16 protein-coding genes are annotated in these 21004 nt (G+C 65.2%); 10 read left to right on the top strand and 6 right to left on the bottom strand.

Annotation, left to right across the window (positions count from 1 at the left end; genetic code table 11):
* Positions 1-48: 48 nt before the first annotated feature.
* Complete coding sequence (locus UU7_RS13105) at positions 49-303, bottom strand: GlsB/YeaQ/YmgE family stress response membrane protein (RefSeq protein WP_007809034.1); 255 nt, start codon at positions 301-303, stop codon at positions 49-51.
* 151 nt (positions 304-454) lie between these two features.
* On the opposite strand from UU7_RS13105, the gene UU7_RS13100 reads away from it, so the two are divergent.
* Positions 455-1654: an aminotransferase class I/II-fold pyridoxal phosphate-dependent enzyme gene (locus tag UU7_RS13100; RefSeq protein WP_007809032.1), complete on the top strand. Its 1200-nt coding sequence runs from the start codon at positions 455-457 to the stop codon at positions 1652-1654.
* A gap of 90 nt (positions 1655-1744) precedes the next feature.
* Positions 1745-2728 carry a malate dehydrogenase gene (locus UU7_RS13095; RefSeq protein WP_007809030.1) on the top strand — a complete coding sequence of 328 codons (984 nt, stop codon included), beginning with the start codon at positions 1745-1747 and terminating at the stop codon, positions 2726-2728.
* 66 nt (positions 2729-2794) lie between these two features.
* Here UU7_RS13095 and UU7_RS13090 read toward each other — a convergent pair whose 3' ends face one another.
* Positions 2795-3823 (bottom strand): MerR family transcriptional regulator, encoded by a 1029-nt coding sequence (locus tag UU7_RS13090; RefSeq protein ID WP_007809029.1) that lies wholly within the window; start codon positions 3821-3823, stop codon positions 2795-2797.
* A gap of 159 nt (positions 3824-3982) precedes the next feature.
* Between UU7_RS13090 and prpE the strand changes: the two genes are divergently transcribed.
* A complete protein-coding gene (gene prpE / locus UU7_RS13085) occupies positions 3983-5878 on the top strand; it encodes a propionate--CoA ligase (RefSeq protein ID WP_007809028.1) in 1896 nt (631 codons plus the stop codon).
* Between the two features lie 63 nt (positions 5879-5941).
* Here the strand turns inward: prpE and ahpF are convergent, their stop codons facing one another.
* The 3 genes from ahpF to UU7_RS13070 form a co-directional block, all read right to left on the bottom strand.
* Entirely contained in the window at positions 5942-7540 is a 1599-nt protein-coding gene (gene ahpF / locus UU7_RS13080; protein ID WP_007809027.1) for an alkyl hydroperoxide reductase subunit F, read from the bottom strand.
* Positions 7541-7720: 180 nt separating this feature from the next.
* Positions 7721-8284 (bottom strand): alkyl hydroperoxide reductase subunit C, encoded by a 564-nt coding sequence (gene ahpC, locus UU7_RS13075; protein WP_007809026.1) that lies wholly within the window; start codon positions 8282-8284, stop codon positions 7721-7723.
* 171 nt (positions 8285-8455) lie between these two features.
* Positions 8456-9769: a dicarboxylate/amino acid:cation symporter gene (locus tag UU7_RS13070; RefSeq protein WP_007809025.1), complete on the bottom strand. Its 1314-nt coding sequence runs from the start codon at positions 9767-9769 to the stop codon at positions 8456-8458.
* Positions 9770-9931: 162 nt separating this feature from the next.
* On the opposite strand from UU7_RS13070, the gene prpB reads away from it, so the two are divergent.
* Together prpB and prpC are read left to right on the top strand one after the other, a co-directional pair.
* A complete protein-coding gene (prpB, locus tag UU7_RS13065; protein WP_007809024.1) occupies positions 9932-10816 on the top strand; it encodes a methylisocitrate lyase in 885 nt (294 codons plus the stop codon).
* Between the two features lie 52 nt (positions 10817-10868).
* Positions 10869-12014, top strand: coding sequence for a bifunctional 2-methylcitrate synthase/citrate synthase (gene prpC, locus UU7_RS13060; RefSeq protein WP_007809023.1), 1146 nt, complete (start codon positions 10869-10871; stop codon positions 12012-12014).
* A 103-nt stretch (positions 12015-12117) separates the two neighbouring features.
* Here prpC and UU7_RS13055 read toward each other — a convergent pair whose 3' ends face one another.
* Positions 12118-12807, bottom strand: coding sequence for a TerC family protein (locus UU7_RS13055; RefSeq protein WP_007809022.1), 690 nt, complete (start codon positions 12805-12807; stop codon positions 12118-12120).
* 394 nt (positions 12808-13201) lie between these two features.
* On the opposite strand from UU7_RS13055, the gene acnD reads away from it, so the two are divergent.
* The 5 genes from acnD to UU7_RS13030 all read left to right on the top strand — a co-directional run bounded on the left by acnD (position 13202) and on the right by UU7_RS13030 (position 20992).
* Complete coding sequence (acnD, locus tag UU7_RS13050; RefSeq protein ID WP_007809021.1) at positions 13202-15796, top strand: Fe/S-dependent 2-methylisocitrate dehydratase AcnD; 2595 nt, start codon at positions 13202-13204, stop codon at positions 15794-15796.
* A 105-nt stretch (positions 15797-15901) separates the two neighbouring features.
* Entirely contained in the window at positions 15902-17086 is a 1185-nt protein-coding gene (prpF, locus tag UU7_RS13045) for a 2-methylaconitate cis-trans isomerase PrpF (RefSeq protein WP_007809020.1), read from the top strand.
* A 134-nt stretch (positions 17087-17220) separates the two neighbouring features.
* Positions 17221-18672: a bifunctional 2-methylcitrate dehydratase/aconitate hydratase gene (locus UU7_RS13040; RefSeq protein ID WP_007809019.1), complete on the top strand. Its 1452-nt coding sequence runs from the start codon at positions 17221-17223 to the stop codon at positions 18670-18672.
* 311 nt (positions 18673-18983) lie between these two features.
* Positions 18984-20102: an OmpA family protein gene (locus UU7_RS13035; RefSeq protein ID WP_040673439.1), complete on the top strand. Its 1119-nt coding sequence runs from the start codon at positions 18984-18986 to the stop codon at positions 20100-20102.
* Positions 20103-20218: 116 nt separating this feature from the next.
* Positions 20219-20992, top strand: coding sequence for a pseudouridine synthase (locus UU7_RS13030; RefSeq protein WP_040673438.1), 774 nt, complete (start codon positions 20219-20221; stop codon positions 20990-20992).
* Positions 20993-21004 lie beyond the last annotated feature (12 nt).

Below are 21004 nucleotides of genomic sequence, written 5' to 3'. Positions count from 1 at the left end.
CCTGGGCGGAAACATCCCGGCAGAGCAGCGCTCCGCCGGGATCGCTGCTCAGGCGGACTTGCGCCTGAGCAGGTGGTAGACCAGCAGCAACACGATCGCACCGATCACCGAAGCGATGAATCCGGCCGACTGCCCTTCCTGATACCAGCCAAACACGTTCTGGCCGACCCAGGTGGCCAGCAGCGAGCCGGCGATGCCGATGATGGCGGTGATGATGAAGCCGCCCGGGTCCTTGCCCGGCATCAGCAGCTTGGCCACGATGCCGACGATCAATCCGATCACGAATACCCAAAGCCAGTGCATGTGGATCTCCTCCGTGTTGAGTGAGCCGCCCGTCGTGCGGGCGTGGCCATCATGCCCGGTTCGCGTGGACGCGGGGTGCACGACCAGCGCCGGGTCCGGATGGCGTGATAAAATCACCGCCTTTGCTTCCTCCCCTCAGCGTGAGATACCCATGCCCCAGCTCGCCCAGCGTGTCGGCCGCGCCAAACCCAGCGCGATCATGGTGATTGCCGAGAAGGCGAAACAGCTCAAGGCTGCCGGCCGCGACATCATCAGCTTCTCCATCGGCGTACCGAATTTCCTGCCGGGCGAGCACGTGTACGCCGCGGCGCGCGAGTCGCTGTCGCATGACTCCGGCCAGTACGGCAGCAACCGCGGCGCCGACGCGCTGCTGGACGCGTTCCTCAAGCACATCGAGGCACTGGGTTTTTCCGGCTACGGGCGCATCAACCTGTCCATCGGCATCGGCGCCAAGCAGGTGTTGTACAACCTGGCCGAGGCGCTGCTGGATGAGGGCGACGAGATCTGCTTTGCCGCGCCGTATTGGACCACCTACCGCGACATCGCCGACATCGTGGGCGCGAAGATCAACGTGATGCATTGCGGGCCGGAGCAGAACTACAAGCTCACCCCGGCCCAACTCGATGCCGCGCTGGCGCGCAAGCCGAAGGTGTTCCTGTTCAACAACCCCTCCAACCCGACCGGCATGGTCTACACGGGCGAGGAGATCGCGGCGTTGGCCGAAGTGCTGGTGAGGCACCCGGACACCTGGGTGATCACCGACGACATCTACAACTCGATGGTGTTCGACGGCCTTGGTTACCACAACTTCGTGTTCGCCAGGCCCGAGCTGAAGGAGCGGGTGATCTTCGTCGATTCGGTTTCCAAGACCTATGGCATGCCGGGTTGGCGCGTAGGCCTGATCGCGGCGCCGGAAGCGGTAGCGAAGGCCGTCACCACGCTGAACTCCAACCACATCACCAGCCTGCCGGAGGTGATCACCGCCGCGGCCGTGGCGGCGCTGAGCGGACCGCAGGACATCCCGCAGGCCAAGTGCGAGGAATTCGCCGGCCGTCGCGATGCCGTGTTTGCCGCGCTCAGCGCGATTCCCGGCGTGGTCTGCCCGCGGCCGCAGGGTGCGTTCTACGCCTTCCCAGACGTTTCGGTGGCCTTCGGCAGGAGCCACCGCGGCGTGGCGATCGGCAACGACGTGGAATTCTGCGCCGCGCTGCTGGAGGCCAAGGGCGTCGCCTGCGTCCCCGGTTCCGCCTTCGGCGAACCGCGTGCGATGCGCATCTCGTACACCTGTCCGGCCGCGCAGTTGCAGCCGGGTCTGCAACGCATTGCCGAATTTTTCGCCGAACTGAATTGAACCCGTGAATCGGTCATGGGGAGTCGGGCATCGGCCCGCTCCGCTCTTCCGATTTTCCTTTGCCGATTCCCCCTTCCCGGAGAACAAATGATGAAAGCCCCCGTTCGCGTTGCCGTTACCGGCGCTGCCGGCCAGATCGGTTATGCCTTGCTGTTCCGTATCGCCGCCGGCGACATGCTGGGCCTGGATCAGCCGGTGATCCTGCACCTGCTGGAAATCACCCCGGCCTTGCCGTCGCTGCAGGGCGTGGTGATGGAATTGAACGATTGCGCCTTCCCGACCCTGGCCGGCGTGGTTGCCACCGACGATGCCAACGTCGCGTTCAAGGACGTGGATTACGCGCTGCTGGTCGGCGCCCGTCCGCGTGGCCCGGGCATGGAGCGCAAGGACCTGCTGGAAGCGAACGGTGCGATCTTCGGCCCGCAGGGCAAGGCGATCAACGACCACGCCAAGCGCGACGTCAAGGTGCTGGTGGTCGGCAACCCGGCCAACACCAATGCGCTGATCGCCCAGCAGAACGCGCCGGACCTGGACCCGAAGTGCTTCACCGCGATGGTCCGCCTGGACCACAACCGCGCCAAGGCGCAGCTGGCCGAGAAGACCGGCAAGCACAACACCGACGTCAAGAAGATGACGATCTGGGGCAACCACAGCTCCACCCAGTATCCGGACCTCTCGCAGACCACCGTCGACGGCAAGCCGGCGCTGAGCCTGGTCGACCAGGCCTGGTACGAGAGCGACTTCATCCCCACCGTGCAGCAGCGCGGCGCGGCGATCATCAAGGCGCGCGGCGCCTCGTCCGCGGCCTCCGCCGCGTCGGCCGCGATCGACCACATGCGTTCGTGGGCACTGGGCACGGCCGAGGGCGACTGGGTTTCGATGGGCATTCCGTCCGACGGTTCCTACGGCATCGCCCCGGGCGTGATCTACGGCTACCCGGTGACGGTGAGGGACGGCAAGTACACGATCGTGCAGGATCTGCCGGTCAGTGATTTCTCGCGCGCCCGCATGGATGCCACCGACAAGGAACTGCGCGAGGAGCGCGCCGGCGTCGAGCATCTGTTCGCGAAGTAACAGGCCGGCTCCCGCAGGGAGCCCTGAAAGGGTGGCCGATCGGCCACCCTTTTTTGTGCGCGCCGGTCAGTGCGGAGTGTGCGCCAGGCCCTCAACTGCCTGCCGCACGTAATCCAGCAGCGTGTCGTCCACCGCGCTGCCGCTGCGCAGGTCCGGCTCCCTGGCATAGGCCTGGCGGATGCGCGCATGTGTCGCCGGATCATCGCCGGCGTAGGCACGGAACAATTCCATCCAGCGGCTTGCCAACCGTTGCGCATGCGGATCGTCGGCGGGCACGTGGTCGGCGATCGCCTGGCGCAGCTCGGCGATCAGTGGCGGCCAGGCATACATCTGCCTGCCGTAATGCTCGCCCATGCGCTGCATGTCGTGCGGCGTGAGGTAGCGCTCGAAGATCGCCAGTCGCCCCGCGACCAGCGACTGCTCCACGAACTGCTCCAGCTCGCGGGTGATGCCGCTGCGTTCGCGCAGGCCGGGTTCGTTTTCATTCATCGCATGCAGGCGCATCAGGAAGGCGGGGTTGCCGCCGGTGCCGCGGCCGACCATCGTCATCCACTGTTGCGCCAGGATCTGCGCGTCGGGATCGTCCGGCGTGGCGCCGCGATCCATCGCCGATTGCACGGCGCTGACCAGGGCGCTCCAGTCAGTCAGCACGTCCGGGTTGGTGTGCAGCGGCAGGGTCTTCAGTTCCTCGGGTGAAAAATACTTCTCGTACATCGTCATCAGCTCCAGCGTGTCCAGCCAGTCGGCCAGGTCGGGGGACTGTCCGTTCGCCAGCTGCCCGCGCAAATGCACCAGGCGCTCGCGCAGGCGGGTGCCTTCGGCGAGTTCGAGGTCGATCTGCGTGATCTGCCGGTCGACCACCTCGGCCAGTGGCTGCAGCGGCCCGGACAGGGCTTTGCCGATGTCGGCCAGCGACAGGCCCAGCTGACGCAGGGCCTGGATACGGTGCAGGCGTTCGATGTTCGCCCCATCGTAGTGTCGGTAGCCGGCAGCGGAGCGCACCGAGGGTGTCAGCAATCCGATGGTGTCGTAATGATGCAGCGTGCGGACGGTCAGTCCGCAGCGCCTGGCGAGTTCGCCCACGGTCAACAACATGGTCAGCCTTCTCCTCCGGTGTGCGCCGTGCACACTGGGGCCTCACGTTACGTGAGGGTCAAGCGTGGCGAAAGGTCATGCTTGGCTACGACCATTGTCGCGATGATGCGGCCGCCGGCCTGGTCTAGGCTGGTGGCAACGAAACCCTGGAGTCCGCCCATGCGCTACGAGGAGTTCTACCGGCAATCCGTCGAGGAGCCGGAGCGATTCTGGGCCGAGCAGGCGCGGCTGATTCACTGGGAGACGCCGCCGCGGCAGATCCTCGATCAGTCGAATCCGCCGTTCCGGCGCTGGTTCGTGGGCGGCACGACCAACCTTTGCTACAACGCGGTCGACCGCCACCTGGCCGAGCGCGCGGAGCAACTGGCGCTGGTGGCGATTTCCAGCGAGACCGATGCCACCCGGGAGTTCACCTATCGCCAGCTGCATCGCGAGGTGAACACGTTCGCCGCGGTGCTGCAGTCGCTGGACGTGGGCAAGGGCGACCGGGTGGTGATCTACCTGCCGAACATGGCCGAGGCGGTGTTCGCGATGCTGGCCTGCGCGCGGATCGGCGCGATCCACTCGGTGGTGTTCGGCGGCTTTGCGGCGCACAACCTGGCGCTGCGCATCGACGACGCCCAGCCGAAGCTGCTGATTGCCGCCGATGCCGGCATGCGCGCGGGCAAGGTGATCCCGTACAAGCCGCTGGTCGATGCGGCGCTGAACGAGGCGTCGGCACCGCCGCCGCATGTGCTGATCATCGATCGCGGGCTGGATCGGCAGATGACCCGGGTGGCCGGGCGCGACCTGGACTACGCCAGCCTGCGCGCGCAGCACGCGGATGCCGAGGTGCCGGTGACCTGGCTGGAATCGAATGAGCCGAGCTACCTGTTGTACACCTCGGGCACTACCGGTAAGCCCAAGGGCGTGCAGCGTGACGTGGGCGGTTATGCCGTGGCGATGGCCTTGTCGATCCGCCGCGTGTTCGACATCGCACCGGGACAGGTGATGTTCTCCACCTCCGACGTGGGCTGGGCGGTGGGGCATTCCTACAACGTCTACGGGCCGTTGATCGGCGGCGCCACCAGCTTGTTGTACGAGGGCCTGCCGACGCGGCCCGATGCGGGCATCTGGTGGCAACTGTGCGAGCGTTACAAGGTGCGCACCATGTTCTCCTCGCCCACCGCGATCCGCGTGCTGAAGAAGCAGGATGAAAGCTGGCTGAAGAAATACGACCTGTCGACGTTGAAGTGGCTGTTCCTCGCCGGCGAACCGCTGGACGAGCCGACCGCCCGATGGATCACCGGCGCGCTGGGCGTGCCGGTGATCGACAACTACTGGCAGACCGAAACCGGCTGGCCGGCGATCACGCTGATGCCGGGGCTGGACCTGAAGACGGTGAAGTTCGGCTCGCCCGGCCTGCCGGCGCCGGGCTACCGGATGAAGGTGATCGACGAGAACACCGGCGTGGAAGTGCCCGACGGCAGCAAGGGCGTGCTGGTGCTGCAGCCGCCGTTGCCGCCAGGCTGCCTCAGTACCATCTGGCGTGACGACGATCGTTACGTGTACAGCTATTTCAGCCACTTCAGGGAGCTGCTGTACAGCTCGCTGGACTGGGCGGTGCGCGATGGGGACGGCTATACCTTCGTGCTTGGGCGCACCGACGACGTGATCAACGTGGCCGGCCATCGCCTGGGCACGCGCGAGATCGAGGAGTCAGTGGCCAGCCATCCGGCGGTGGCCGAGGCGGCCGTGGTCGGCGTGAAGGACGAGCTGAAAGGGCAGGTGCCGATCGTGTTCGCCACCTTGAAGCGCGATGCCGGTGACGGAGCCGCCGACGTGGCCAAAGCCATGCAGCAGCGCGTGGTCGACCAGCTTGGTGGCGTGGCAAGGCCCTCACGCATCTATGTGGTGAATGCCTTGCCGAAGACCCGCTCCGGCAAGCTGTTGCGTCGCTCGTTGCAGGCGTTGGCGGAGCATCGCGATCCGGGCGATCTGTCAACGCTGGATGATCCCGGGGCGCTGGAAGGCATTCGCCAGGCGCTGGACCACGGGCCCGATCAGGGCAGCTGACGCCGGGCGGGCACCGCCGCCCGGCGGAGCGGTGAACGGGACCGCAGGCCCCGTGCATTTCGATCAGGCGGCGACGGCTTCCTTCCGGTCTTCCGTGACCACCAGCGGGCTGCGGATCAGGTGATCGAACGCGCTCAGCGCTGCCGTGGAGCCGGCACCCATCGCGATCACGATCTGCTTGTACGGCACCGTGGTGGCGTCGCCGGCGGCGAACACGCCGGGCAGGGAGGTCTGGCCGCGTTCGTCGATCACGATCTCGCCGCGCGGCGACAGTTCCAGCGTGCCCTTCAGCCATTCGGTGTTCGGCAGCAGACCGATCTGCACGAAGATGCCTTCCAGCTCCAGCGTGTGCATCTGCTCGCTGGTGCGGTCGCGATAGACCAGTGCGCTGACCCGCTGGCCATCGCCCAGCACTTCGGTGCTCAGCGCGCTGACGATGATGTCGACGTTGGGCAGGCTGCGCAGCTTGCGCTGCAGGACTTCGTCGGCGCGCAGCTTGCCGTCGAATTCGATCAGGGTGACGTGGGACACGATGCCGGCCAGGTCGATCGCCGCCTCGACGCCGGAGTTGCCACCGCCGATCACCGCCACGCGCTTGCCCTTGAACAGCGGGCCGTCGCAGTGCGGACAGTAGGCCACGCCCTTGTTGCGGTATTCGTCTTCGCCGGGCACGCCCATCTGCCGCCAGCGGGCGCCGGTGGAGAGGATCACCGTCTTCGACTTCAGCGTGGCGCCGTTGGCCAGCTCGATCTGCACCAGACCCCCGGTGGCGTCGCTGGCCGGCACCAGCTTCTCGGCGCGCTGCAGGTTCATCACATCGATGTCGTATTCGTGCACGTGCTGTTCGAGCGCGGCGGCCAGCTTCGGGCCTTCGGTATAGGTCACCGAGATGAAGTTTTCGATGCCCATGGTGTCCAGCACCTGGCCGCCGAAACGCTCGGCCGCCACGCCGGTGCGGATGCCCTTGCGCGCCGCATAGATCGCCGCTGCCGCGCCGGCGGGGCCGCCGCCGACCACGAGCACGTCGAACGCGGCCCTGGCCTTGATCTTTTCCGCCTCGCGGGCGCTGGCACTGGTGTCGAGCTTGGCCACGATCTGCTCCAGGCTCATGCGGCCCTGGTCGAACACTTCGCCGTTGAGGAACACGGTGGGCACCGACATGACCTGGCGCTTTTCCACCTCGTCCTGGTACAGCGCGCCGTCGATCGCCACGTGCCGGATGCGCGGGTTGAGCACGCTCATCAGGTTCAACGCCTGCACCACGTCGGGGCAGTTCTGGCAGGACAGCGAGAAATACGTCTCGAACTTGAAGTCGCCATCGAGATTGCGAATCTGCTCGATCGTATCGGCGGCCGCCTTGGATGGGTGACCGCCCACTTGCAGCAGGGCCAGCACCAGGGAGGTGAATTCATGACCCATCGGCAGGCCGGCGAAACGCACGCCGATGTCGGTGCCGACGCGATTGATCGCGAAAGACGGCTTGCGCGCGTCGCTGTCGTCACGGCGCAGGCTGATCTTGTCGGACAGCGCGGCAATCTGCTGCAGCAGCTCGTCCAGTTCCTGCGACTTGGCACTGTCGTCCAGCGAAGCGACCAGCTCGATCGGCTGCACCAGCTTTTCCAGGTAGGCCTGCAACTGGGTCTTGAGGGTTTCGTCGAGCATGGCTACCACTCCAGTGATGGATGCGTGGGAATCGTGGGGAGAGAAGAGGCTTGTGACAGCAGCCTGCGCCGGAGGGGAGGCGGCAGGGCGGGGAGCGGTGCCGGGCGCAAGCCGCTGACACAAGCATCCGGGCGGGTTGGAACCGGGCGCCGCGGCGCCCGGTTCCGATGCAGCGGTGAATCAGATCTTGCCGACCAGGTCCAGCGACGGCGCCAGGGTCTTCTCGCCTTCCTTCCACTTGGCCGGGCAGACCTCGTTCGGGTGGGCGGCGACGTACTGGGCAGCCTTGACCTTGCGCAGCAGTTCGGACGCATCACGGCCGATGCCACCGGCATTGATCTCGACGATCTGGATCTTGCCCGCCGGATCGATCACGAACGTGCCGCGGTCGGCCAGGCCGGCTTCCTCGATCATCACTTCGAAGTTGCGGCTGATCGTGCCGGTCGGATCGCCGACCATGGTGTAGTTGATCTTCTTCACCGCATCCGAGGTGTCGTGCCAGGCCTTGTGCGCGAAATGGGTATCGGTCGAGACCGAGTAGATCTCCACGCCCAGCTTCTGGAACTCGGCGTAGTTGTCAGCCAAGTCCTCGAGCTCGGTCGGGCAGACGAAGGTGAAGTCGGCCGGGTAGAAGAACACCACCGACCACTTGCCCTTCAGATCCGCTTCGCTGACTTCGATGAACTTGCCGGCCTTGAGGGCCTGGGCCTTGAACGGTTTCACTTCGGTATTGATCAGGGACATCTTGGTTTTCCCGTGGTGGTTGAACAGTGGGGACGATGCTACGAGGGTGGACACGATAAATCTAATTGATTATCGGCATCGCAACGATTGGCCTGGGCTATCAGGTGTCCTGTCCCGATCTGTGGCCGAACCGGCCTGCTTCAAGCCCGCATTTCGGCCGTGCCTGCAGCTTCATGGCGCGGCCAGTCGCCCGGGCAGCTGCTGATCCACCACGGTGGCGGTGACGATGTCGCTGCCCACGTTCACCGTAGTGCGCATCATGTCCAGGATGCGATCCACGCCTATGATGATGCCGATACCTTCGGGCGGAATGCCGAAGGTAGCCAGCAGACCGGCGATCATCGGCAGCGAGCCCCCGGGAATCCCGGCCACTGCCACCGCGCTCAGCACCGACAGCAGCATCAGGATGGCCTGGTGGCTCAGGCTGAGCTCCACGCCGAACGCCTGCGCCACGAACAGCACCACGCAGCCCTCGAACAGGGCGGTGCCGCTCATGTTCATGGTCGCGCCCAATGGCAGCACGAAGCCTGCGGTGCTCGGGTTGAGCTTCAATTCGTCACGGGCCAGCGCCAGCGAGGCGGGCAGGCAGGCGTTGCTGGAACTGGTGGAAAACGCGGTGATCAGCAGGGCGCGGATCTGCCGGAAGTACGCCAGCGGCGAACGCCTGGCCAGGAAACGCAACCACAGCGACATCGTGCCGAACAGGTGCAGCGCCAGCGCCACGCTGCAGCCGACCACGAACACCGACAGCGCCAGCAGCACGTCCACGCCGACCTTGACGATCACGCTGTAGATCATCGCCGGCACCGCATACGGCGCCAGTTGCAGGGCGAAGCCCACGATCTTCGTCATCAGGTCGGTGATGGTGTCCAGCGCCACCTGCACCCGTTTGCGCTCCCTCTCGCGCAACTGGGTGGCGGCGGCGCCGACCAGGATCGCGAACAGGATCAGCGGCAGCACGTCGCCCAGCGCATTGCGGCTGGGGCCGGCCACCGCGCCGACCAGGTTGCGCGGCATGAACATCTCCACCAGTGTGGCAAAACTCATGCTGGGCTGGGCGGCCCTGGTGTCGATCGTCTTCTGCGCGCTGCTGCCGTATTCCTGCATCAGCTGGGTACGCGCCTGCTCGTCCAGGTGATGGCCGGGCTGCACGGTGTTCATCATCACCAGGCCGATCGCCACGGCGATCAGCATGTTGGCGGAGAACAGCGCAAAAGTACGTCCGGCCAGCGGCCCCAGCCGGTCCAGTCGGCCCAGCTGGGCCACGCCGGAGGCCAGCGAGCTGAACACCAGCGGGATCACCACGAAGAACAGCATGCGCAGGAAGATCTGCCCGAACGGGTCGAACACTGCCGAGGATATCTTCTGCATGAAGGTCAGCGTGGGTGGATGCAACTGGCCGATGCCCAGGGTGGCCACGGCAGCGACCACGCCGATCACCAGGCCCCACAGGATGCGCTTCGCGAGAGGAGTCGATGTGCTCATGGCTCGAATGTACGGGGCGGCGACGGATTCGTCACGCAAGAAATTGCGGTTTGCCGCCAGCCCGGCGCCAGACGGTGTTCGAGGCGATGGCAGGGGTGTCGGAAGGTCCAATCCCGGCGGGATGCCCCGGTGGGCTAAAATGCCCGTTTTGACGGAGGCGACATGACTCAGCCCGCATCCCCCGGTACACGTTTCCGTACGGCCGTTGCCGCCGAACAGCCACTTCAGGTAATGGGTGCGATCACCGCTTACGCCGGCCTGATGGCCAGGCGCGTGGGCTACAAGGCGCTGTACCTGTCCGGCGGCGGCGTGGCCGCCAATTCGCTGGGCATGCCCGACCTGGGCATCAGCACCATGGAAGACGTGCTCACCGACGCGCGCCGCATCGTCGACGCCACCGGCCTGCCGCTGCTGGTCGACATCGATACCGGCTGGGGCGGGGCGTTCAACATCGCCCGCACGGTCCGCTCGTTCGAGCGCGTGGGCGTGGCCGCCGTGCACATGGAGGACCAGGTCGGCCAGAAGCGGTGTGGCCATCGTCCCGGCAAGGAAGTGGTGCCGAAGGACGAGATGGTCGACCGGGTGAAGGCGGCGGTGGATGCGCGCACCGATCCGGGCTTCGTGATCATGGCGCGCACCGACGCGGCGGCCGCGGAAGGCATCGACGCGGCGATCGAGCGCGCGGTGGCCTACGTCGAGGCGGGTGCCGACATGATCTTTCCCGAGGCGATGAAGACGCTGGCGGATTACCGCAAGTTCAAGGCCGCGGTGAAGGTGCCGATCCTGGCCAACCTCACCGAATTCGGCTCCACCCCGTTCTTCACCACCGACGAACTGCGCGAGGCCGGCGTGGACATCGCCCTGTACTGCTGTGGTGCCTATCGCGCGATGAACAAGGCGGCGCTCAACTTCTACGAAACCGTGCGCCGCGAAGGCACCCAGAAGAACATCATCGATACCTTGCAGACGCGCGAGGAGCTGTACGACTTCCTCGGTTACCACGCCTATGAGGACAAGCTCGACGCGCTGTTTTCGAAGCAGGGCTGATCCCTGCGCAAACGCATACGCCAAGCAAAAAAACCGCACCCTGGAGAACCCGATGAGCGAACAAGTCCTGCCCAAGGCCAAGAAATCCGTCGCCCTGTCCGGCGTCGCCGCCGGCAACACCGCGCTGTGCACGGTCGGCCGCAGCGGCAATGACCTGCATTACCGCGGTTACGACATCCATGACCTGGCGGCCAAGGGCTGCTTCGAGGAAGTGGCCTACCTGCTGGTGCACGGCGTGCTGCCGACCTGGACCGAACTGCAGAACTACAAGGCCAAGCTGAAGCGCCTGCGCGGCTTGCCTGCGCCGGTGAAGGCCGCGATGGAGCTGCTGCCGGCCTCGACCCATCCGATGGACGTGCTGCGCACCGGTTGTTCGGTGCTGGGCACCGTGCTGCCGGAGAAGGACGACCACAACGTCACCGGCGCACGCGACATCGCCGACCGCCTGATGGCCAGCTTCGGTTCGATGCTGCTGTACTGGTACCACTTCAGCCACAACGGCAAGCGCGTCGAGACCGAGACCGACGACGACTCGATCGCCGCGCACTTCCTGCATGTGCTGCATGGCAGGAAGCCCAGCGACCTGCATGCGCAGGCGCTGGACAAGTCACTGGTGCTGTACGCCGAGCACGAATTCAACGCGTCCACCTTTGCCGCCCGCGTCATCGCAGGCACCGGTTCGGACATGTATTCGGCGATCACCGGCGCGATCGGCGCGCTGCGCGGTCCGAAGCACGGCGGCGCCAATGAAGTGGCGATGGAGATCATCGCGCGCTATCGCAACGCGAACGATGCCGAGGCCGACATCCGCGCCCGCGTCGAGAAGAAGGAAATCATCATCGGCTTCGGTCACCCGGTCTACACCGTGTCCGATCCGCGCAACGAGATCATCAAGGAAGTCTCGCGCAAGCTGTGCACCGACGGCGGCAACCCGACCCTGTTCGAGGTGTCCGAGCGGATCGAGAAGGTGATGGGCGAGGTCAAGAAGATGTTCCCCAACCTCGACTGGTTCTCGGCCAGCGCGTACCACATGATGGGCGTGCCCACCGCGATGTTCACCCCGCTGTTCGTGATCTCGCGTACTTCCGGCTGGAGCGCCCACGTGATCGAGCAGCGCCAGGACGGCAAGATCATCCGCCCCAGCGCGAACTACACCGGCCCGGAAGACCAGGCCTACGTGGCGATCGACAAGCGCTGAAGCAATGACGGCGAATCCGGGGCAGGGGTCCCGGATTCCCTGGCTGGTCGACGGGCATCGTCGCAACGGGATCGGTTCGGTTTGCTGCGGTTGGTATCCCGGTTCAGTGGCCGGCCAGCCTGGCCTGTTCCCTGCGCCGGTGCACCAGCCAGCCTCCACCGCAGATGCCGATCACGGCCAGCGCATCGACGCCGTACTTCACCCATGCGTGCGCCTCGAACCAGCTGCTCAGCAGGTGGTCGTGGGTGATCATGCGGCCGGCGGTGATCGCGATGGCCGCGGCGCCGATGTACATGATGATCGGGTAGCGATCGATCAGTTTCAGGATCATCGTCGAGCCCCAGACCACCAGCGGCACGCTGATCAGGAGTCCCAGGATGACCAGCAGCAAATGGCCCTTGGAGGCGCCGGCAATGGCCAGCACGTTGTCCAGGCCCATCAGCGCGTCGGCGACGATGATCGTGCGCAGCGCGGCCCAGAAGGTGTTGCCCGACTTGATGTCCGGGCCCTGGTCGTCACCGTGGTTCAGCAGTTTCCAGGCGATCGGAAAAAGCAGCAGACCGCCGACCAGCATCAGCCCGGGAAGCTTCAGCAGATAGACGACCACCGCAGTCAGTGCGAAGCGGATCGCGATGGCGCCGAACGTGCCCCAGAAAATCGCCTTCTTCTGCAGCTCCTTCGGCAACCGGCTGGCGGCCATCGCAATGACGATGGCGTTGTCGCCGGCCAGCACCAGGTCGAGCAGGATGATGGCCAGCAGGCCGGAGAGAAAGTCGGGAGCAGCGAAATCCATCGAGGTTTCCTTGCGCGTCGGACAATGCAGTGGGCACGGACGCGCGCGGCCCGTGACCACCGCAAAAGTCTCGTTCGCAGGCAACTGCTGGACGACCGGAGCGAGACCTCGCTCGTGTTGACGATCGTCGCACCGGGGCGGGACAAAGCCTGCCGCGGGAACTACTCCCTTTTGGGAAGGTGTCCGAGCATTGTCGATGCCGTCGCGCACACCAGTCAAGCCAAGCCCTTAAGGAAAACGCCTGCTCCCGCTACAATCAGTCGTCCAATGATCTAGTTCTCCCGCTTCGCCCCCATGACCGGTTTGCCATGAACAGCCGTTGTCGGGCGGCAGCGCAGACAACGCATCGACCTGCGTTCAACCGGGTATTTATCTCCAGGGTTCCCCAGCATTCATGAATACTGTCTATCGCCAATCCCTTTCCGGCACGTCGCTGGACTATTTCGATGCGCGCGCCGCCGTGGAGGCGATCCAGCCGGGCGCCTATGACGGGCTGCCCTATACCTCGCGCGTGTTCGCCGAGAACCTGGTGCGTCGTTGCGATCCGGCGATTCTCGTCGAGTCGCTGAAGCAGATCATCGAGCGCAAGCGCGAGCGTGATTTTCCGTGGTTCCCGGCGCGTGTGGTGTGCCATGACATCCTGGGCCAGACGGCGCTGGTGGACCTGGCCGGTCTGCGCGACGCGATTGCCGAACGCGGCGGCGACCCGGCCAAGGTGAATCCGGTGGTGCCGGTGCAGTTGATCGTCGATCACTCGCTGGCGGTGGAGTGCGGCGGCTTCGACCCGGACGCGTTCACGAAGAACCGCGCGATCGAGGATCGCCGCAACGAAGACCGCTTCCACTTCATCGACTGGACCAAGCAGGCGTTCGAAAACGTCGACGTGATTCCGCCAGGCAACGGCATCATGCACCAGATCAACCTGGAAAAGATGTCGCCGGTGGTGCAGGTACAGGACGGTGTGGCTTACCCGGATACCTGCGTGGGCACCGACAGCCACACGCCGCACGTGGACGCGCTGGGCGTGATCGCCGTCGGCGTCGGCGGTCTGGAAGCCGAGAGCGTGATGCTTGGCCGCGCCTCGTGGATGCGCCTGCCTGACATCGTGGGCGTGGAGCTCACCGGCAAGCGCGGGCCCGGGATTACCGCCACCGACATCGTGCTTGAGCTCACCGAATTCCTGCGCAAGCAGAAGGTGGTCGGCGCGTATCTGGAATTCCGCGGTGAAGGCGCCGCCAGCCTTACCCTGGGCGATCGCGCGACGATCTCCAACATGGCGCCCGAATACGGTGCCACCGCCGCGATGTTCTTCATCGACGGGCAGACCCTCGACTACCTGCGCCTTACCGGCCGCAGCGACGAGCAGGTCCGGCTGGTGGAAACCTACGCCAGGGCTGCGGGCCTGTGGGCTGACACGCTGCTGCATGCGCAGTACGAGCGCACGTTGACGTTCGACCTGTCCTCCGTGGTGCGCAACATGGCTGGCCCGTCCAACCCGCACAAGCGCCTGCCGACATCGGATCTCGCCGCGCGCGGCATCGCTGCCGAGTGGGAAGAACAACCGGGCCAGATGCCTGATGGCGCGGTGATCATTGCCGCCATCACCAGCTGCACCAACACCAGCAACCCGCGCAACGTGATCGCGGCTGCGCTGCTGGCGCGCAACGCCAATGCGCGCGGACTCACGCGCAAGCCCTGGGTGAAGAGCTCGCTGGCACCAGGTTCCAAGGCGGTGCAGTTGTACCTTGAAGAAGCGAACCTGCTGCCCGAGCTGGAGAAGCTCGGCTTCGGTATCGTCGCGTTCGCGTGCACCACCTGCAACGGCATGTCCGGCGCGCTCGATCCGGCGATCCAGCAGGAGATCATCGATCGCGATCTCTACGCGACCGCCGTGCTGTCGGGCAACCGCAACTTCGATGGTCGCATCCACCCGTATGCCAAGCAGGCCTTCCTGGCTTCGCCGCCGCTGGTGGTCGCGTATGCCATCGCCGGCACCATCCGTTTCGACATAGAAAAGGACGTGCTCGGTCTGGATGCCAACGGCCAGCCGGTGACGCTGAAAGACATCTGGCCCACGGATGAAGAGATCGACGCGATCGTCTCCTCCAGCGTGAAGCCGGAGCAGTTCCGCAAGGTCTACGAGCCGATGTTCGCGCGCACCGGCCACGCCGGCACCCGCGCCGCGCCGTTGTACGACTGGCGCCCGCAGAGCACCTACATCCGTTGTCCGCCGTATTGGGAGGGCGCCCTTGCGGGTGAGCGCACGCTCACTGGCATGCGTCCGCTGGCGGTGCTTGGCGACAACATCACCACCGACCACCTGTCGCCGTCGAACGCGATCATGCGTAACAGCGCCGCCGGCGAATACCTCGCAAGGATGGGCCTGCCGGAAGAGGACTTCAATTCGTACGCGACCCATCGCGGCGACCACCTGACCGCGCAGCGCGCCACTTTCGCCAATCCCACGCTGATGAATGAAATGGCGGTGGTCGATGGCGAACTGAAGAAGGGTTCGCTGGCCCGCGTGGAGCCGGAAGGCAAGGTCATGCGCATGTGGGAGGCGATCGAAACCTACATGGAGCGCAAGCAGCCGCTGATCATCATCGCCGGTGCGGACTACGGCCAGGGCTCGTCGCGTGACTGGGCGGCGAAGGGCGTGCGCCTGGCGGGCGTGGAGGCGATCGCGGCTGAAGGCTTCGAGCGGATCCATCGCACCAACCTGATCGGCATGGGTGTGCTGCCACTGGAATTTAAGCCGGGCACCAACCGCAAGACGCTGGGCATCGATGGCACCGAAACCTTTGACGTCGTCGGCGTACGCAGCCCCCTGGCGGAGCTGGTTCTGGTCATCCACCGCAAGCATGGTGAACGCATCGAAGTGCCGGTGATCTGCCGCCTGGACACCGCCGAGGAAGTGCTGATCTACGAAGCGGGCGGTGTGCTGCAACGCTTCGCACAGGACTTCATCGAGGCTTCGCAGGCGGCCTGACCGCGCGTTGTTCCGCGGGTGATGCCGCAAGGCATCACCATGCGGTTGGCAGTTGCGCCTGCATGAATTGCCGGCGCGGCACAGTCACCACAGGATCACGGATACATGGCACAGCTCCCCCAGCTCCGCATTCCCGCCACCTACCTGCGCGGCGGCACCAGCAAGGGCGTGTTCTTCCGCCTGCAGGACCTGCCCGAGACCGCGCAGGTGCCTGGCGCCGCGCGCGATGCGCTGCTGCAGCGCGTGATCGGCAGCCCCGATCCCTACGGCAAGCAGATCGACGGCATGGGGGGCGCCACCTCCAGCACCAGCAAAGCGGTGATCGTCTCCAGCAGCACCCGGCCGTATCACGACGTGGACTACCTGTTCGGCCAGGTGGCGATCGACAAGGCCTTCGTCGACTGGAGCGGCAACTGTGGCAACCTCTCGGCGGCGGTCGGTCCGTTCGCCATCGCGGGCGGCCTGGTGGATCACGCGCGCGTTCCGCGCGACGGCATCGCCACCGTGCGCATCTGGCAGGCCAACATCGGCAAGACCATCATCGCCCATGTGCCGATGACCGACGGCGCGGTGCAGGAAACCGGCGACTTCGAGCTGGATGGCGTGACGTTCCCTGCCGCCGAAGTGCAGTTGGAATTTCTGGACCCGGCAGCCGAGGAAGACGGCGCTGGCGGGGCCATGTTTCCCACCGGGCATCTGGTGGACGATCTGGAAGTGCCGGGTGTCGGTACGCTCAAGGCGACCATGATCAACGCCGGCATCCCCACGATTTTTGTGCAAGCCGACGCGATCGGCTACACCGGCACGGAGCTGCAGGAGGCCATCAATGGCGACGCCACGGCTCTGGCGATGTTCGAGGCCATTCGCGCCCATGGCGCGCTCCGCATGGGTCTGATCAAGTCACCCGACGAGATCGCCACGCGGCAGCACACGCCCAAGGTCGCATTTGTCGCCAGGCCGGCCGACTACGTCGCATCGAGCGGCAAGGCCGTCAAGGCGGATGACATCGATCTGCTCGTGCGCGCGATGTCGATGGGCAAGCTGCACCACGCCATGATGGGCACGGCGGCGGTGGCTATCGGTACCGCCGCGGCCATTCCGGGCACGCTGGTGAACATTGCGGCAGGTGGTGGTGAGCGACAGGCCGTGCGCTTCGGTCATCCGTCGGGCACCTTGCGCGTGGGTGCGGAGGCAACGCAGGTTGATGGTGCATGGACCGTCACCAAGGCGATCATGAGCCGAAGCGCGCGCGTGCTGATGGAAGGCTGGGTGCGCGCGCCCGCAGCGTGATTCCGCAGGGCGGGGAAGTTTCCCCTTCGGGCCACCACATGCTCAGGTGGCCTCTGACAGGATAAGCGTCAAGCGACACGGATGGTTCATTTCGAACAATGGCAGCACTCCTGCCGTCATGGAGACCAGCACTCATGAGTACGCACGACATCCGCTCCGCCAAGCGTCCAGATCCCGACCAGCCGATGGTCGAGGTCGCCAACTATGTCGTCGACTACAAGATCGACTCTCACGAAGCGTACGACACCGCACGCTACATGCTGCTGGACTCGCTGGCCACGGCGATGATGGCGATGAAGTTCCCCGAGTGCGTGAAGCATCTCGGGCCGTTGGTGCCTGGCGCCATCTTGCCGGGTGGTGCGCGCGTCCCGGGGACCAGTCATGAGCTTGACCCGGCGCAGGCGGCGTTTGCGATCGGCACGCAAATCCGCTGGCTGGATTTCAACGACACCTGGCTGGCCGCGGAGTGGGGGCATCCTTCGGACAATCTCGGCGCGATCCTCGCCGTGGCGGACTACCTGAGCCGCAAGGCCGAGCGTGAAGGTGGACAGTCACTGACCGTACGCGATGTCTTGGGTTACGCGATCAAGGCCCATGAAATCCAGGGCTGCTACGCACTGCTGAACAGTTTCAACCAGGTGGGTCAGGACCACGTGATCCTGGTGCGGCTGGCGTCGACCGCCGTGGCCACCGCGATGCTTGGCGGGAGCAGGGAACAAGTCACAACGGCCTTGTCGCACAGCTGGATCGACAACGGCGCGCTGCGTACCTATCGCCATGCGCCGAACACCGGGCCGCGCAAGAGCTGGGCCGCCGGTGATGCGTGCCGCCGCGCGGTGACCCACGCCATCAATGCGGTCTACCGCGGCGTGGTGGGCTACCCGTCGGCACTGTCGGCGAAGACCTGGGGTTACTACGACGTGGCGTTCGGCGGCAAGCCGTTCGAGTTCGAGCGCCCGTTCGGCAGCTACGTGATGGAGAACGTGCTGTTCAAGATCAGCTATCCGGCCGAATTCCATGCGCAGACCGCGGTGGAGTGCGCCATGCAACTGCATTCGCAGGCCGCTGGCCGGATCGAGCAGATCGAAAGGATCGCCATCGAGACACAGGAAGCCGGCTGCCGCATCATCGACAAGACCGGTCCGCTGGCGAATTACGCCGATCGCGATCACTGCATCCAGTACATGGTGGCCGTGCCGTTGATCCACGGTCGACTGTTGGCCAGCGACTACAACGACGACATCGCCGCCGATCCGCGCATCGATGCGTTGCGCGAGAAGATGACGGTCGTCGAAAACCCGCAATTCACCCGGGACTACTTCGACCCGGCCAAGCGCTATATCGGCAATTCGGTTCAGGTGTTCTTCAAGGACGGCAGCAGCACGGAAAAGGTTTCGATCGATTACCCCATCGGCCATCGCAAGCGTCGCGCCGAGGGCATTCCGGTACTGCTGCAGAAATTCGAGGCCGCCATGCGGGGCCACATGCCCGCCCACAAGGTCAAGGCCATCATGGCGGCCACCCGGGACCCCGCAGGGCTGGATGCGATGCCGCTGCATCACTTCCTCGGGCTCTTCACGTTGTAAAGACGACGTGAGTGGAAAATTAACACAGGGTCGAGCGCCGAAAAGGGCATTACTTCGTCCCTGCGTTTCCGTGTTTCAAGCAGGGCCGTATTCCTTGCAAAACCGACTTTCCTGAATGAAACCTCACCGGTAGTTGTTTTGAATAGTGTTAATTCGATCACGGCTTAACGCTTTTGCTACAATCCCCACCGCTTGTCGCATAAACGCCAAGCAGGGGCTTTAAAAGCTCTGAGTGACGTAGTTCAGTCTGATGCGGGAGTTCCGGTCAGGGTTGAACGGACGCGAAATTCTAATAATTGAGGAGACACCTGATGAAACGTAAGGGCTTGTATTTTCTGATCGCGCTGGCCCTGGGCGGCGTAGGTGCCGTTCATGCGCAGGACGCAGCCGCTCCGGCCGACACCTCCAGCTCGATGACCTCGCCGTCCTACGACGGCCGCTGGTACATCGCCCCCACGGTCGGCGGTTACTACAACGATACCGACCGCAACACCAACAGCCGTCAGGTCTATTACGGTCTGGGCGTTGGCCGTTTCATTTCCTCCAACACCTCGCTGGACATCTTCATCGATCGCACCAAGCGTGATGCTGACGGTATCGGCAGCTGGTCCAACAACAGCGTCGGCGCCGCGGTGCGCTTCTACGCGGGTGACTGGAACGCCTGGCGTCCGTACCTGCTGGCTGGCGTGATGGGCAGCAATCATCATGGCGTGCATGGCAGCGGCTGGGCTCCGGCGGCCGAGCTGGGTGGCGGTCTGTCCAAGACCATCGACGACAGCTCCGACTTCCGCGTGGAAGCCGGCTACCGTTACGACTGGGACAACGACAGCCAGCCGACCATGGATGGCTACGGTGACTGGTTCCTGGGCCTCAGCATCGTTTCGCGCTTCGGCGCCCCGGCGGCTGCTCCGGCTGCTCCGGTCGCCGCCACCCCGCCGCCGGCTGACTGCTCGACGATGGACAGCGACAGCGATGGCGTGAACGACTGCGAAGACAAGTGCCCGGCCACCGCCGCTGGCACGATCGTCGGACCTGATGGTTGCGCGCAGAAGGTCGTGATCGACCTGCGTGGCGTGAACTTCAAGTTTGACCGCCCGAAGAAGGGTGAGACGGACATCTCGAAGTCGCTGGCCGAGCCGAGCGCCGACTCCATCGCGGTGCTGAACCAGGCCGTCGATACCCTGCAGCGTTACCCGCAGGTCAAGGTGACGGTTGCCGGTTACACCGACTCGAAGGGTACCGACGAGTACAACCAGAGCCTGTCCGAGCGTCGCGCCTCGATCGTCTACAACTACCTGACCAGCCACGGCATCGATGCCAGCCGTCTGGAAGGCCCGATCGGTCACGGCGAAAGCAACCCGATCGGTGACAACGACACCGACGCCGGTCGCGCGCAGAACCGTCGTACGGAACTGCAGGTTCAGCAGTAATCGAACCGCGGTAAATCGGAAAAAACCCGGCTTCGGCCGGGTTTTTTTTGTCTGCCTGCCTCAAACGGGCACGAGTCGGGTTGGCGCATCACGGCGCGGCCTTATACGCTAGCGCGATGCCCCGCCCTCCTTCTTTCCGTCGTGCAGCCGCAGCGACGCCATCCGCGCAGTCGCCGCGGCATGGTCTGGCTCGTGTGCTGTCAAAACTGGGTGCCTGTTCGCGCAGCCAGGCCGAGCAGTGGATTCGCGCCGGTCGGGTCAGCGTGGATGGCCGCGTGGTTCGCGATCCCCATCAGCCGACCCTGATCGACCGGCATCGTCTTGCGGTCGATGGCCAGCCAGTGCAGCGAAGTGAAAGCGTCTACGTGGTTTTCAACAAGCCGCGCGGCATCGTGGTCAGTGCGGCCGACGAACACGGCAGGGCGACGGTGTATACCGCCCTGGCCGCAGCCGGCCTGCCGTGGCTGGGGCCGGTCGGTCGTCTGGACAAGGCCAGCGAGGGGTTGCTGTTGCTGAGCAACGACACCACCTGGGCCGCGGGCATCACCGATCCGGCGACGCACCTGGAGAAGACCTACCACGTGCAGGTGGCGGGCCAGCCTGATGCCGCGGTGCTGCAGGCGATGCTGGCTGGCGTCGAGGATGCAGGTGATCGGCTGAAGGCGCGCAAGGCCACGCTGCTGCGCGTGGGCGAGAAGAATGCGTGGCTGGAAGTGGTGCTCGACGAAGGGCGCAACCGGCATATCCGCCGGTTGCTGGCTGCCCTGGGTTTCGATGTCTTGCGACTGATCCGGGTGGCGATTGGCCCACTTGCCCTGGGCGAGTTGGCGAAAGGCCAGTGGCGGCGACTCGACCAGGACGAAGTGCGAGCCCTCGTCACCCAGTCATAAGGCACCGCCGGC

Source organism: Rhodanobacter spathiphylli B39 (genome assembly GCF_000264295.1).
GTDB lineage: Bacteria > Pseudomonadota > Gammaproteobacteria > Xanthomonadales > Rhodanobacteraceae > Rhodanobacter > Rhodanobacter spathiphylli.
This window is presented reverse-complemented; position numbering and strand designations above follow the sequence as displayed.